Here is a 14704-nt window from a genome sequence, read left to right on the forward strand (position 1 = left end):
AAAAAATATGTATTATAAGTTACTACGGTAAGCGGGGAAAAACGTTGTGCCTTTTTCTTGGGGTTGCTCCCCATTTCTCTCTTCCTTTTTGGATGCAAGTTCATTATACACTTTATGGTTAACAATATACCGCCATAAACTAAAAGGTTTAAAGTCTTTGGAGTATGCAGATTTAAAATTGAATAGACTATCCTCCTTGTATCCTACGCCACCACCTAGGTTATAGTAAATACAATCCTGTTCTGTGGCCACTTCCCTCATTTCGTCTATCAATAATTTAATCGGATATAGGTGAAGATAATTGGCGTCCGAACCAGACAAGTGGTAGTGAACCGTTTGATTGGTTTCAAAAAACATGGCGCCCGCAATGATCTTTTGGGTCCCTTTTTCAATAGCCAAAAGTACCCTTGTAGTAAAGTGCTTGGCGTTTAATAACTTAAAAAAGTAATCTTCGCTAAAGAAATACTCCTGTTTTGCATTCACCCTTTTCATATTTTGGTAGTACAATTTTATATATTGTAAAATATCTTCCTTAGATTCGGCTTGTTTTACATAGCATTCCCTTCGAGCTTTATTGATATGGGTACGTAATCTTCTGTTATACTCTTTTTTTTGGTTTTCTAGACTTTTGGAAATGTCTATATTAACAATCTGACATAAGGAGATGATTTCCCCTAATCCTTGCAAGCAGAATTTTTGCTTAGGTATGAAGGGATTTAGTCTAGAGAAGACGGAAACAATATTGTTTTTAAATAAAAACTCTTGGATTCTTGTTGTGAAATTGGAGAGATCAATATGCTCATCTATGTTTTTTGTAATTGGCCCTCCATAACCGTATACAGACGTACAATCTTTATAGGTAGAATTTGGTATATTTCTAAGTAACAGTGGAATGGCAATCATCATATCATTTTCCGAATAGACCAACAGGATTGGCTTTTCATCTGGTTTTTTTGTTATTTGATGATATTCATAGGTATGGTAAATATCGGCTGCATCCGCAGAATTTATCAAAAAGTCCCAATTCTCTTTTTCAGAAACAATTTCGATTTTACTTGTCGATAATATTGATAAAGGTGTTTTCACAACTTATCTAATTTAAATGAGACCTTGCGTTTTCATTGTTAATTATGCAAATCACTTGCTATATATTAATCTAAAAGGCTCTGCATATTCTATACCGACCATATTCCCATAATATTTTGCGGTATTTCTTAAGCCCTCTAAGCTACGCGGATGGGGATATGATCTTAATTCTGTCTGATACATCCCCATTGAATTTAATTTCTTTTCGATGGAGGAGGATATATCAATAAAAACATTTGGATTGAAGGGATGTTTTTGCAGTAAATTACCCCACTCAGTGGATGAGTTAACGTAATACGATAATAAATTCTTGACTTTTTGTCCTGGATAGGTCCTACATGCAACGATGGTAGATTCAAATAATTCTTTGTGATCTTTGTTTATATCGCTATTATCTTGTACAAATACGGTATCATAGCCACCTTCTGAGATAATTTTATCCAAGGCAATATTCTTATCAACATGTGCTACAGTGTCTAGACGCATATCCGGAAAATCTAAACGGGGTAGTAAATTAGAACCTAATAAACTGTTGGCTAGCCTCGCTTCTTCAAACTTGTCTTCCAGAATATTTTTATTATTGAAATATTGGGTACTGCTACCGTCAGTGAATATTAATACATCCACTTTTTTTTTCATTTGTACCATTAGAGGAATGGTACCGCCAACTCCTAATATTTCATCATCTGGATGGGCAGCTATAATTAGTACTTTTTTAAAAATATCAAGCATTATTTCAATCTGTTTTTTAAGTGAAAAATTTCATCTTGGATGTTATATCCTAATTTCTCTCCGACTCTAAATAACTTTAAATCAACAGGCTCTCCGTTTTGAAAGGTCGGGTAGTTCAACCATAAATTTCCATCTGAAAATTGTATCAGAATTCCCTTTGCATTTTTTTTAAGAATTTGTCTTAGTGTTCCATGATAATTCGATTTTTCATCAAATTCCACCTCCCAAAATAGTATCTTTTGATTCTTATAATAGCAATAGGCACCAGGGAATGGCTCAGAAACTGCCCTAATCAGTTTTTCAACTTCACTAATTGGCTTGTCAAATTCTATTAAACCATCTGCAGGCGTACGCTTGCCTCTTACAGTGGCGCCACGTTCACTTTGAGCGGAAAATGTTATTTCTTCATTGTTCTTGATTAGCTTATAAATTTCATGGAAACCAAGAGATAATTCTCTAGCTACAATTGCATATAGTTCCTTTACGTATACTCTTTTAGGGATTTTAAACTCACGTTGAAAAATTAATTGGCCTGTATCAACCCCAGTGTCTATTTTAAAAAAGCTTACTGCAGATTCGTCCAAGTCTTCCAGTATGGTCCACGGTAAGGGAGCTCTTCCTCTTCCATAGGGTAATTTTGTTGGATGTGTACCTACTATAAACTTGGAAAAACAATTAATGACTTCTGGTTTGAAAATTTGACTCCATCCCAAGGTAAATAGGTAATCGGGCTTATGTCTTTTCAGCTCATTAATTGTGGCCTCTGAGTTAACATCGATTGTGTCAATAACCTTAATGTTATTATCATTACAGAATGGATGTAAGTCGTAATAGTCAGAAACATTTTTATTTGTTCCACTGGGCAAGGTAATTAGCGAATCTATTACACATCCCTTGTTTACTAAAAATTTTAAACTTTCATAGGATTCCAAGTTAGCACCGATGCAGAATATTTTGGTTTTCGTCTTCACTGTACCCATTATATCATATTGGTTAATATTGTATTTTGTATAAATTCAATTTGGGTTCTTATTTATTGCATGAGAAATGTTTTCGTTTTCATAATTGTGGTTAAAATTCAGTGACCTCCTACTGTTTAATTACAAGATAGTCCGCATTATTTATAATCATTCTTAGCGTCCAAATTATCAAAGATTGATTTACCCATTTTTTAGTCGGTGTAACATAAATTGCATGCATTGAAATTATTGAAATAGTTACATTATATACGCACTAACTTGACGAACAGCAGTTATTATCGTTTATCTTGGTAAAGCTAAGAGTTAGGTTTCCTTTTACACTTTTAGCATAATGAACATTTCAACTAATTATTTTCAGATCGGAGAGTGTTATAATTAGGTTGTGTGGTTGGTGTTTTTCTTCCAAGTATAAGTAGCGGTCGCTGTGCATGTTTAAACCATTGTCAATTAAACCTATGGTATTCCAACCTAAGTCATTGGGGGCTATAAAATCTTTTCTTAAGTTATCGGCAATGTAGTAATAGGTTCCTTCCCCAAAGTTGGATTCGATTAGCTTATAGTTATTGGGATGTGGTTTTTCGGTACCAATTTCTTCAGAAATAACAATCTGATCTAGGTAGGGTAAAAGGCCAAGTGCTTGTATTTTATGCGTTTGTGTTTTTTTTCTACCATCCGTAATTAATCCTATTTTTCCATTGTTTTTCTTGATATTCTCAAGCATGGTCAAGGCGCCGTCAAATAACTTAATGTTAGGTATGTGCCCCCTATAATCAGCAAGTAATTTGGATTTTGAAATCTTATATCGTTCAGATACAAAATCAAAAACATTTACATTGTTTCTGAATAGGGAAAGCATGTGGGCGTATAGGGAAAGATATCTTTCTTTATCCAAGTTCTTGGCAATTACTAGATATGCAGATTTTAAAAATTCCATCTCATTGTATAATGTATCATCCAAATCAAAGACAATTATGGTCTTATGGTCAACTTTTATATCCATGTACTAATATTTCATCATCATACCTGATCATTAATAAATTGCTTTCCCAAACATCGAAGTTTTCGTTTATTTCCTGATCAAAAAGATATTCTTGAATGACCCATTTTGGAAAATTGGCTCCGGCCAGAAAGGAGAGGGGGAAGCCACCCCCGAATCTGGGGTTAATTTCTATCCCATAAATAGTGTGATTGGTTTTATGCATAAAAAATTGGGCAGTTAAACAGCCCCTTGCACCTTCAATTGTTTTTAAATGCTTTTTTATATATGGAACCAGTTCGTTGTTAAGGGTAAGCCCCTTATTTACCTCCCCGTCCCGTACCTCTATTCGTTTTCTTGGGACCACACATTTTAAGGAACCCTGTTTGTTGTAATACAGATCACAGGTAAACTCATCGTAATGGTCATGATCTAAATATTCTAGGAACATTAATTTCTCATTACTAAAGTGGAAGTCTCTCAGCTCCTCTTTACATCGAATAATATAATTATCTACGCTTCTGCTACCGTCTAAAGGCTTAATATATATTGGAAGAGAATAATTATCCTTTTGGTATTCTTTGGCAACGGAGATTCCCTTGGAAGTAAAAAACTCATGGATAATTCTTTTGTTCCTGCATTTTCGGATAAAATCCTTGGACGATAATACAACGGTTATGTTGCTTGCCTTGAATTGATTAATGTGTGTGGCCAAAACCATTAATTCCATATCTATGGTAGGAATAACCAAGGAAATATCATTTTGGGTGCAAAATGCTATTAGGGTGTCTATATACTTTGAGCTTTTAACTAAAGGTACTTCTACAAATCCGTCGGCAACATGACATGCTGCTGATTGCTGTGGATTGGCATCAGCAGCGTAGACTTTACCATTATCGACCAACTTAGCCAATTCTGTTTTGAATGCCCTTACCAGGGACACCCTTCTTCCTGCAGAGGTTATAATAATGTTCATCTGACTAATTTATAGAAAGTTCTAAAAAACCTAATGAAAGGATTGATTAAAGGTCTATTATTAAAGATGAACACCATAAATGAGTAGTCTAAACCATTATAATCTGGTCCAATAAACTTTTTTAGGGGGTAGGCGTCAATTTCTTGAAACCTAGAAAGCATTTGGGGGATTTTCTCTACCGATATGTCCGATTTCATAAGTCTTACCAATAAAAAGAATACAAAGGACTGTTGCCTGGTTTTTAGTCGGGTAATACATGCTGAAGTATCTTTATGATTTGAAGGGATTCCGTTGATTAAGGTAACGAATTCTTCTGCTGCGTTGGCATTGTCATAGATTACTTTATTGTAATGTTCCGGAGATTTATTACGCATGGCAGAGGTGGGAAGAATGCGATACCTATGAGCATCCAGATCCATATGTGCTATCCGCTGGGCCTTGGTAAAAAGTTGGGCGGTTAAAATGGCATCTTCCATCCATTTTCCTTCTATGAACCGAATTCCACTGTTCACCATAAACTCTCGCCTAATGAGATACCACCAAATTTCGTTTTTAAACTTATAGGTTGCGATATAACCGATTCCGTCCTGAACGTTTACTGTATCGGGGACGGTATCTTTATTGCTAGAAGTGGGTTTACTGTTGTCCTTAACCTCTAGACTATAAAAGGTTAATATGTCTAATTGATATTTCTCAATGGTGGCCAAAAGAATTGGTAATACATTCTGGGCCAAATAGTCATCAGGATCTAAGAAGTAAATATAGGTGCCCTGTGCCACATCAAACCCTGAGTTTCGCGCAGCCCCGACCCCAGCATTTTTTTTATCTATGATTTTTATTTGGTGATGCTTTTTAGCATAGGCCATTGCAATCTCTAAGGTAGCATCCTTGGATTCATCATTGACTACAATAACCTCATAGGTGGCCGGATCTAATCCTTGGTCTAGGAGACTATCAAGACATGTTGGCAAATATTTTTCCATGTTATAACATGGGATTATGATGCTTAGCTTCATAAGTAAGGCAGTAATTTAATTGTAAACCTTTAGCGTAACTATTTACGTAACATTCAAGATTAAGGTGCTCTGGGAAGTTTTTTTTAAGTCTTTCGTTTACTTTTGTGGACCGAGTGAACTATGAACTTACCCATACTTTTAATTAGGATTTTAATTATTTTTTTGAGGCAAGACATGTTAAAAATACTAAGAAATTTAATCACTTCTGCCTCATAAAATAAGGGTATCCCTCCCCTTTATCCGGTTTATGGAGTTGATTTAATCATGGATCTTTACATCTAATATTGATTATAAATTTAAACTACGACTCTTTAGGGGGAAAAGAAATTTTTTAAGTGATTTCTCGTCTAATGTATAATTATTTCGACCATAGACACAAAGCTATTACAAATGAGAAAATTGAGTGATTTCTGTAAAATGGGGAAGTGCACCGTTAATTGGAGCGAAACGTGATTTACAAATAGTACTCTGGAAAATAAGATGTTTCCTTCGTGGACGTAATTGAACTCCTAGACAGAGTAAGTATGCATATCTAAAGTAGGAAGATGGGGAGCATGATTAGTTACCTTTAAAAGCTTCCATGGTAGCACTTGTACTAGAAGATATTCCTTCTCTTTTAAGTACTTTGGAGAGGGTCATCCAAAGTATTTTGCAGTCCAATAGGAAGGAACAATTCTCTACATACCATACGTCATAGGCGAATTTCTGTTGCCAAGAGATGGCATTTCTCCCATTTACTTGGGCCCAACCTGTAATCCCTGGTTTAACAAGGTGCCTTTTTTTTTGATGCTCGTTGTAAAGGGGGATATAGGAAATAAGTAGTGGTCTTGGGCCAACTAGAGACATATCCCCTATTAGTACATTTACGAGTTGTGGTATCTCGTCCAAGGATGTTTTTCTAATAAACAAGCCAACTTTGGTCAGACGATCTTCGTCTGGTAATAAATTCCCGTTTTTATCTTTCTTATCGTTCATGGACCGGAACTTGATAATCTTGAAGATTTCTTCATTAAGGCCTGGACGCGATTGGTAAAAAAAAGCCTTGCCACGATTTGCTACCATAAGCGTTATAAAAACGGCAATAAAAACAGGACTCAATAAAAGCAGCATGATGATAGCGACGATTAAGTCTAGCAATCTTTTAAAGAAAAGTCTATACATGGTTTAGGCTTTTATGCTATTAACAGCAATTCTGGTTAATTAGTGTTCATAAAAATAAAAAACTGTAATTCATTTTCACATCTGGTTTCCAGATTTAATATTCTCTATAAATCAAGATCATTTAAACAAGCGGTAAATATTTCTTATATAGTGCTAATTATGAGTTGTTTACTTCGTTCATTATAGTGTCATAGGCTTTTTGGGAACTCAGCTCCTTTTTCATATAGGTGTATCCACTTTCTCCCATTTGCCTTCTTAATTCTTCATTTTGATAAAGAATCATCAACTTTTCTTTTAATTGAGCTGTCTTTCCTGCTTCGGCCCATAATCCCGCATTATTTTTTTCCAAATCCGTTCCAAAATCGGTATTTAAGTCAATGGAAGCCAAAACTGGTTTTTTGGCATTATAATAAGATAGTACTTTAGAGGGGGTGTTTGGAATGGTGAATTTTTCGTTTAGGGATATTAAACCTACATCGGCAATTTGAAGTAGTTTAAAGTATTCACTGTGGCTTACTCCGTCTCTCAGTTGTATGTTGTTCACATTTTTTTCTTGGATCAGATTTTTCAGAGGTTCAAATTCGTTCCCATAGCCAATAATTAAAAATAAGATATTCTTTTTATCCCTACAAGCAATGGCAAGGTCAACAATATTCTCCAATTTTTGAGGTTTACCTATATTCCCTCCAAAAATCACGATAAACTTGTTGGCTAATCCCTCTTGTTGTTTTAATACTTCATTTTCTTCTTCAGTTTGTAGGGGCAAAAGATTTGCCCAGTTGGGCAATAAATGCAGTTTGCTTGGGTTTAGGAGCGGATTATGCTTTATAACATAGGCCTTATTGCCTTGGGACATACAGCCAATACGGTCTGAAATAGCATATAATTGTTTTTCCTTTTTTCTAAAATAACTGTGTATTATGCCACCCTTCCTCATAAACCCTAAATCAACGGCATTTTGAGGGAAAATATCCCTTAAAATTAAGTACACTTTGGCATTGGATTTTTTCTTGAGCCAATGTACTAAACTAAAAAGGGTGATGGGAGGAGTAGGGGTGATGATCAAATCGAAATTCAAGTCAATCTTAAATTTCTTAAGGGCCGTTTTATATTGATAGGGAAGTAAGAGATTGGCAATTCCTTTTCTTATTAGACCCACTCTAAACAGGTCCATCGTAGCAACCCTTAGCACGTTAATTCCCGCCTCCACTACAAGACCCTTGTGATCTTCCTTGTTGGCGGGTGCTACCACCAAGACTTCATGCCCATGATTATGGAGTTGTACTACCAAATCCGTATATAAATATTGCGTCTTCTCAATTCTTGGGAAGGCAAGGGCTAGAAATACAATTCTCATATACCTTAATCTTTAGACCAAACTACCCTGTTGATATAATCAACATAGGAAATTATAATTCGCACTACTTTTTCGCTAACATTGGGCATGGAATAATCTGTTACAGGTCTAAAATTTCGTTTAGGATTTCTTTCTTGGATTTCCAAAGCGGTCAGCGCCTGTAGAATACGTTCTGGATTTAGCCCCACCATCATAACGGAAGCTTCTTCCATGGCTTCCGGTCTTTCATGGGCTTCCCTAATATTAAGTGCCCTGAAGTTTAATATGGACGATTCTTCGGAGATAGTGCCACTGTCAGACAACACTGCAAAGGAATGGTACTGTAGTGCGTTGTAATCCGAAAATCCCAAGGGTTTTAGAAATTGGATGTTTTTATGAGTTTTTATCTTTTTTTCATCTAACATGTTCCTAGTTCGGGGATGGGTGGATACAATGATAGGGTAGTTGTACTTTTCAGCAATTTGGTTAAGGGAGGAAATCAGCCCTTCAAAATTTTTTGGATTATTGATATTCTCTTCCCTATGGGAGGAGACTACAAAAAACTGCTGTTTTTCTAGCTGTAGTTTTTCTAGGACATTAGAGGCTTTTATCTTTTCCTTAAATTTCCCCAATACTTCGTACATAGGGCTGCCCGTTTTTATGACTCGATCTGGAGGCAAGCCTTCACGCAACAAATATTCTCTTGCGATATCGCTATAGGTAAGGTTAATATCTGCTATATGATCTACTATTTTCCGATTGGTCTCCTCCGGCACACGCTGATCAAAACAACGGTTGCCGGCTTCCATATGAAAAACGGGGATTTTCCGTTTCTTGGCGGGAATAGCACAGAGACAGGAGTTGGTATCTCCTAGCACTAAAAAAGCATCAGGATCTATTTCCTCTAGGAGGGGGTCTATTTTTACAATGATATTGCCTACGGTTTCCGAGGCATTTTTACCTGCTGCATTTAGAAAATAATCGGGTCTTCTGATGCCCAAATCCTCAAAGAATATTTCATTGAGTTCGTAATCGTAGTTCTGTCCGGTGTGAACCAAGGTATGTGCAATGGCCTCATTGGCATCCAAAGCGTTTAAAACACAGGCCAACCTGATTATTTCAGGTCGCGTCCCCACCACGGTAAGTACTTTAAGTTTTTTCAAGGTTGATGTTTTTATGTTGATTAAACATTTACAAAATAAGTGTCGGCATCCTGCGGGTCGTAAGGCTCATTGATCCAAAATAAAGTGACCAATTCTGTATCGCCAATATTTTTAATATTATGGGTATGCCAAATGGGCATGTCCACATAGGCAGGCTCCTCTCCGTCCAAGTAGTAATCTATAACTTTATCGGTGCCTATTCTTCGTAGTTGAATGAGTGCTTTACCGCTTATTACAGCAAAGCGCTCCGCTTTTCGGGTATGAAAATGGTTGCCTCTGGTAACTCCGGGAACCGTGGTGGAAAATGAGAACTGACCACTGGTTTGAGTTCTTGCTATCTCTACAAAACTCCCTCTGTTGTCCGTGTGTTTGGTGTATTTAACCGGATAATGATCAGTGGGGACATAGCATCTAAAGGTATTGAAAAGCGCCTTTTCAAAATCGGCCTCCAAATTCGGGAAAATTCCCTTCTCCATATAATCTCTTTTATAACGCTGTAGTAACGCTAGGATTTCCGACACTTTGATGGTTTTGGTAGGGGCAATCTTTATCTCTGAGGAATTGGTAAAGTGCTCCTTTCCTATCTGCTCATTCTTGATAGCGGTTATAAATACCTGTACCAGTTCATTGACATAAATAAGGCCTACATTACTATCTTTGATGATGCTAGGTGTTTCATGGTGGGCTACCTTATGGCAGAAAGTAGCTACCACAGAATTGTAGTTGGGCTTGCCAAAAGGACCAAATACATTAGGGATGGTAAGGGAGGTGAATTTACCGCCTTCTTTTTTCGCCCAATCCATAAAGATTTCCTTCCCCTCTTTTTTTGAGCGTCCATAAAGGTTGTCACTCTCCTCTTGTGAGGAAGAAGAAAAAATAATATGAGGGGTTGCTTTTTTGGAAAGGCAGGCTTTTACCAAGTTATTTACCAATTCTAAGTTCGTATTGTATATAACTTTGGGATCCTCATGGCGATTCATGGCAGCCAAGTGTACAATTACATCACACTTACTTACAAAATCTTCCAATAATGATTGGTTCCCAAAATAGGAACGCTCAAAAGGGACCAAACTAACCGTATCGTCCAGTGATAAAGTATTGTAAAGATGGTTGCCTATAAAACCGGCCTGTCCGGTGATTCCAATTTTTTTCATCCTTCTTTCTTCTTCAATAATTATTAATTTGGTGGTAAGGTTTATAGGGAAACCTTATTGGTATACTGCAATTTAAGGTTTTCTTATTGAAATTGACTGATATGTTTTGCATCACCATGTTGCTTTCCACGTCTCTATCGGAAAACGGATATCATCTTTGGCCGATTCCTCTAGGGTAAAGTTGGAAAACACCATTAATTTGGAATGTGGCAAGCCTGCTTTAAAGCCCGTAGCATTTCCACCAGGGACTTCCAATATGAAAGGGTTGTCGGCATTTAGTTCAAATCTTTTGGGGTCTACCTCGGTAGCGGGACTATTATGGTCGGTTATGTTTACGATATTGATCACGAAACTACCGCTATGGCAATAGAACCATTTTTTTTCAAAACTATGACCTTGCCAGGCACGAACTACGTCTGTGGAGGAGGGGGTTATTTCATAAAAGCGGACCACCTTGGACATATCAAAGGAATTAAAGAATTTTATTTCTCCTCGCTGGTCCACGAAACTTGATCCTTCAATTGTAAAGGCTCCCTTCATTTATAGATTGTTTTTGATATATTTTAAATTTAACAAGGTCTCCTTTAAAGCATTATTGGTCAATTGTTGCGTGTTGTGGGAGTGGTAATCCTCTATAACGCTAATATCTGTTTCTCCTTCAGAGAAAAACTTGCTATAGTTGAGGTCTCTATTATCGGCTGGAATCCTATAGAAGTCTCCCATATCTTCCGCTTTTTTCATCTCCTCTCTGGTACATAGGGTTTCGTAAAGCTTTTCCCCATGCCTGGTACCAATAACCTTTATTTCATTATTTGCCTTAAAGAGTTCCTTGATGGCTTGCGCCAGATCGCCTATGGTACTGGCAGGCGCCTTATTTACAAAAAGATCTCCTTGGTTTCCATTGAGGAAGGCAAATATTACTAAATCTACCGCATCTTCCAAGGACATTAAAAATCGGGTCATCTTGGGATCGGTAACGGTCAGCGGGGTACCTTCCTTAATCTGCTTTACAAAGAGAGGAATAACAGATCCCCTGGAGGCCATTACGTTCCCGTATCGGGTGAGGCAGACAATGGTACTGTCATTAGGGATGTTTCTAGAGGCGGCTATAGCAACCTTTTCCATTAGGGCCTTGCTGATACCCATGGCATTGATAGGGTAGGCCGCCTTATCGGTACTAAGGCAGATAATACGCTTAACCCCGTTGGCCACGGCGGCGTCTATGGTATTTTGAGTGCCAAAAACGTTGGTCTTGGCAGCTTCCAAAGGGAAGAATTCACAAGAGGGAACCTGTTTCAAGGCAGCAGCGTGGAAAACATAATCTACCCCCTGCATGGCCTTTGCAATACTATTGTAATCTCTTACGTCCCCAATATAGAATTTTACCTTTTCATTTTTTAGCTGTGTCCGCATGTCGTCCTGTTTTTTTTCATCCCGACTAAAAATGCGGATCTCCTTAATATTGGTTTCCAGAAAGCGATTCAGTACCGCGTTCCCAAAAGAACCTGTACCTCCGGTGATAAGTAGTGTTTTATCTTTGAACATTATAGCTTGGTTTTATATTTTTTACAAACTTCTTTGGTAGTGTTATTTGATATCTATGTATCAAAAATCTCTTCAATTAAATTTAACTGGTACTCTGGATTGTAGTTTTTATCAACGATTTGATAACAATTATTCTGTAGTTCTGATTTAGATTTAATCTGAATTAGCTTTATTACATCTTTTATTTTCTCTTTCAGGTCATAGGTGTTTCCATTTTCAAAAAGAGCACCATTAATTCCGGGTTGAATAGCTTCGAATTCTGGCATTTGTTCATTAGGGTCACTATGGGAAATTACTGGTACACCATATACCAGAGAATGCATTGCTGTTAAGCCAATTTCGCCAGGTGCAACACATATATCACTTGAAGCTATAAGCTTGTAGTTGTTACTTTCGTTATAAGATGCACCATAAAAGTGGACCTGATTATTAATTTTTAATTTTTCAATTTGATCTAATAAAAATTCTTTTTCAGAACCTTCACCCACAAACAACAAGTTAACGTATATATTTTCATCTTTTAATTTTTTCACTGCGTTAACTAAAAGATCAAGTTTTTTCTGACTTGTTAGTCTACCAATGAAAAGTATTTGATAATATTCAGGATGAATAAACATTTTTTCACGAATTTCCTTTCTTTCACTCTCTTTTAATAATCCTCTTAGTTGTATTTGCTTTTTATAATCGAGCGAGTTATAAATAACCTTAATCTTTTTTTGATTATACCCCATGTTAACAAGGTTGTTTTTGGATTGATTACCATAAAGAAGAAGCCCGTCGAAAAATATCTTGAAAAAATAATAATATAATTTGCTATGGATATTTTGTTGATTACTCAATAGGCCGTGAGCCCAATTAAAAACTTTGATTCCTTTTACTCTGAAAATTATTGAGGCTAGGATTATAGATACCCAATAAGGAGAGGAATGGACTATTATTCCATCAGCTTTCGCTTTTAATGCTAATCTAATTAAGCCTTTATTAAAAAAGAAAGGTCCGATTTTATATGCAGGACAGTGAATGAAGTTTTCTACACCATTGAAGTTATAGGGTTTGATTCCGGCATATCCATTTTTATCGCCAACAAAGGTATACTTAAATTTTTTGGATAACAGAAGTTCTTCAATTATACCGTTCCGATAATGAGGAAACCCTGGATATATTATAAAAATGTTTTTCATTATAAGGAATCAAATTAGGGAAAACTTTAACAAACTAGAAAAATAAATTCTATTAGATTTAGTATATGTTACTTTATTTCAATACTTGGAATATAATTTTAATTAAAAATTTCTGAAATTTTTAGTTTACATAATTGACTTTGTTCTTCATTTATAAGTTTTGTTTCCTCCAACAACCGATTCAGGTCACGATCAGAAATATCTAGTTGATCGTCAGACAACATTGTAACAGGTTCAGTACTAGAACCAATACTAGAATAAATCCCTTTTATTTTATTCGTACTCGCATTATCATTTATCAATGGAACGGTCAGTGAGTTGTGTATGAATCCCAATAAGAGTACATGCAATCTATTACTTATAACACTTTCAAAGTCTGAGTAAGTGATAATATCTTCAAAGTTTAAACACTTTTCAATAAAACTTACACCTGCAATTCCTTTATAGGTTAAAAACAATCTTTTTGTATAGTCATAGTCTCTATTTACCTGGTAGAAAAAAACAACCTTCTTTCCCTTTTTTAAATAGTAATTCACGTATTTATTCACAGATTGGACAATTCTCTCGTCTAATTTAGCATCTTGCAGATCTCTAAAAGAAATGCCTACCTTGGTTCGATTATTTTTTTTGGCGGCTTTATCATACAACAAAAAACACAAGTCAGGGATATAATTGGCATTGTCCACCCCAATTGAGTTTAAAAACTCGACATTCGACTTGCTTCTAACCATATGTTGATGAAAATACTTACTCAAATTTTGATATTCCTTTATCTCAATTTCATTCTTTAAAGAGACCTCAGAACCTATAACATAAGCTTTACAACCTCTATTATGTGTGGTTTTGAAAATTTGATCAAAAACAAAACCTCTAACTCGATCCTTTATGCCAGAGGGTTCTGTAAAGCCTATGGGCCCCGGACTTTTAAATAAATAACTAAATTTTATCTTGTTTGAGGCTAAGTATTTTAATATGGAAGCATTTTTAAATGAAAAACCATGACTTTTTTTTAAAAATTTTACCTTGTCATTTAATTCAAAATATTTAACGAATTCCTCACTTGTGTTATGTGAATCTACATGAAGTTCTACGTGTTTGGTAAGTTCGTCTATTAAGCATTTATTTATTATTAAGTCACCAAGATTATCATATTGTGTTGCAACTAGAAAGACTGCTTTTTTCATAGATGTATAATTTTTTTAAATGGGTAATACGTTTTATTTATTGCGTTGGTTTAAAGTGATTTGATGAATTTTACTTTTCTACTATGTTTTGTTTATTATAAACTTCTTGGTTATGGTTAATTAATTGAAGCATTTAATCTAAAATTAGTTGTTGTTCAAAATATTAATTTTATGTCTTGTGTTTTACAAACCTGTTTACATTTAGGAATGATAC

General features: G+C 35.7%; 14 protein-coding genes. All 14 read right to left on the bottom strand.

Annotation, left to right across the window (positions count from 1 at the left end; translation table 11 throughout):
- Window positions 1-12: 12 nt before the first annotated feature.
- The 14 genes from BV214_RS12665 to BV214_RS12730 all read right to left on the bottom strand — a co-directional run bounded on the left by BV214_RS12665 (window position 13) and on the right by BV214_RS12730 (window position 14490).
- Window positions 13-1086, bottom strand: coding sequence for a GNAT family N-acetyltransferase (locus tag BV214_RS12665; protein ID WP_140157760.1), 1074 nt, complete (start codon window positions 1084-1086; stop codon window positions 13-15).
- A 51-nt stretch (window positions 1087-1137) separates the two neighbouring features.
- A complete protein-coding gene (locus tag BV214_RS12670) occupies window positions 1138-1818 on the bottom strand; it encodes a PIG-L deacetylase family protein (RefSeq protein WP_086477881.1) in 681 nt (226 codons plus the stop codon).
- Window positions 1818-2789, bottom strand: a complete 972-nt coding sequence (locus tag BV214_RS12675) for a formyltransferase family protein (RefSeq protein ID WP_176328515.1) — start codon at window positions 2787-2789, stop codon at window positions 1818-1820. Before BV214_RS12675 ends, BV214_RS12670 begins: the two co-directional genes overlap by 1 nt.
- A gap of 349 nt (window positions 2790-3138) precedes the next feature.
- The gene (locus tag BV214_RS12680; protein ID WP_086477883.1) at window positions 3139-3798 is read right to left on the bottom strand and encodes an HAD family hydrolase; all 660 of its coding nucleotides are present in this window, start codon (window positions 3796-3798) and stop codon (window positions 3139-3141) included.
- Window positions 3782-4750 carry an ATP-grasp domain-containing protein gene (locus BV214_RS12685; RefSeq protein ID WP_086477884.1) on the bottom strand — a complete coding sequence of 323 codons (969 nt, stop codon included), beginning with the start codon at window positions 4748-4750 and terminating at the stop codon, window positions 3782-3784. The genes BV214_RS12680 and BV214_RS12685 overlap by 17 nt, the downstream gene beginning before the upstream one ends.
- Window positions 4747-5766 carry a glycosyltransferase gene (locus BV214_RS12690; RefSeq protein ID WP_086477885.1) on the bottom strand — a complete coding sequence of 340 codons (1020 nt, stop codon included), beginning with the start codon at window positions 5764-5766 and terminating at the stop codon, window positions 4747-4749. Before BV214_RS12690 ends, BV214_RS12685 begins: the two co-directional genes overlap by 4 nt.
- 558 nt (window positions 5767-6324) lie before the next feature.
- Window positions 6325-6927, bottom strand: a complete 603-nt coding sequence (locus BV214_RS12695) for a sugar transferase (RefSeq protein WP_086477886.1) — start codon at window positions 6925-6927, stop codon at window positions 6325-6327.
- 157 nt (window positions 6928-7084) lie between these two features.
- Window positions 7085-8284, bottom strand: a complete 1200-nt coding sequence (locus BV214_RS12700) for a glycosyltransferase family 4 protein (protein ID WP_086477887.1) — start codon at window positions 8282-8284, stop codon at window positions 7085-7087.
- Window positions 8285-8289: 5 nt separating this feature from the next.
- The gene (wecB, locus tag BV214_RS12705; protein ID WP_086477888.1) at window positions 8290-9426 is read right to left on the bottom strand and encodes a non-hydrolyzing UDP-N-acetylglucosamine 2-epimerase; all 1137 of its coding nucleotides are present in this window, start codon (window positions 9424-9426) and stop codon (window positions 8290-8292) included.
- A 20-nt stretch (window positions 9427-9446) separates the two neighbouring features.
- Window positions 9447-10580 (bottom strand): polysaccharide biosynthesis C-terminal domain-containing protein, encoded by a 1134-nt coding sequence (locus BV214_RS12710; protein ID WP_086477889.1) that lies wholly within the window; start codon window positions 10578-10580, stop codon window positions 9447-9449.
- 111 nt (window positions 10581-10691) lie between these two features.
- Window positions 10692-11120, bottom strand: a complete 429-nt coding sequence (locus tag BV214_RS12715) for a hypothetical protein (RefSeq protein ID WP_086477890.1) — start codon at window positions 11118-11120, stop codon at window positions 10692-10694.
- Window positions 11121-12125: a polysaccharide biosynthesis protein gene (locus BV214_RS12720; RefSeq protein ID WP_086477891.1), complete on the bottom strand. Its 1005-nt coding sequence runs from the start codon at window positions 12123-12125 to the stop codon at window positions 11121-11123.
- 53 nt (window positions 12126-12178) lie between these two features.
- The gene (locus BV214_RS12725) at window positions 12179-13306 is read right to left on the bottom strand and encodes a glycosyltransferase (protein WP_086477892.1); all 1128 of its coding nucleotides are present in this window, start codon (window positions 13304-13306) and stop codon (window positions 12179-12181) included.
- Window positions 13307-13404: 98 nt separating this feature from the next.
- Complete coding sequence (locus BV214_RS12730; RefSeq protein WP_086477893.1) at window positions 13405-14490, bottom strand: polysaccharide pyruvyl transferase family protein; 1086 nt, start codon at window positions 14488-14490, stop codon at window positions 13405-13407.
- Window positions 14491-14704: the final 214 nt, after the last annotated feature.

The organism is Arenibacter amylolyticus, from assembly GCF_002150785.1.
Classification (GTDB): Bacteria; Bacteroidota; Bacteroidia; order Flavobacteriales; family Flavobacteriaceae; genus Arenibacter; species Arenibacter amylolyticus.

What these genes read in the sequence shown, in the direction of transcription:
- BV214_RS12670 (WP_086477881.1), bottom strand. Translation starts at nt 1,818, where the DNA reads ATGCTTGATATTTTTAAAAAAGTACTAATTATAGCTGCCCATCCAGAT.
- BV214_RS12680 (WP_086477883.1), bottom strand. Translation starts at nt 3,798, where the DNA reads ATGGATATAAAAGTTGACCATAAGACCATAATTGTCTTTGATTTGGAT.
- BV214_RS12685 (WP_086477884.1), bottom strand. Translation starts at nt 4,750, where the DNA reads ATGAACATTATTATAACCTCTGCAGGAAGAAGGGTGTCCCTGGTAAGG.
- BV214_RS12690 (WP_086477885.1), bottom strand. Translation starts at nt 5,766, where the DNA reads ATGAAGCTAAGCATCATAATCCCATGTTATAACATGGAAAAATATTTG.
- BV214_RS12695 (WP_086477886.1), bottom strand. Translation starts at nt 6,927, where the DNA reads ATGTATAGACTTTTCTTTAAAAGATTGCTAGACTTAATCGTCGCTATC.
- BV214_RS12700 (WP_086477887.1), bottom strand. Translation starts at nt 8,284, where the DNA reads ATGAGAATTGTATTTCTAGCCCTTGCCTTCCCAAGAATTGAGAAGACG.
- BV214_RS12710 (WP_086477889.1), bottom strand. Translation starts at nt 10,580, where the DNA reads ATGAAAAAAATTGGAATCACCGGACAGGCCGGTTTTATAGGCAACCAT.
- BV214_RS12715 (WP_086477890.1), bottom strand. Translation starts at nt 11,120, where the DNA reads ATGAAGGGAGCCTTTACAATTGAAGGATCAAGTTTCGTGGACCAGCGA.
- BV214_RS12720 (WP_086477891.1), bottom strand. Translation starts at nt 12,125, where the DNA reads ATGTTCAAAGATAAAACACTACTTATCACCGGAGGTACAGGTTCTTTT.
- BV214_RS12725 (WP_086477892.1), bottom strand. Translation starts at nt 13,306, where the DNA reads ATGAAAAACATTTTTATAATATATCCAGGGTTTCCTCATTATCGGAAC.
- BV214_RS12730 (WP_086477893.1), bottom strand. Translation starts at nt 14,490, where the DNA reads ATGAAAAAAGCAGTCTTTCTAGTTGCAACACAATATGATAATCTTGGT.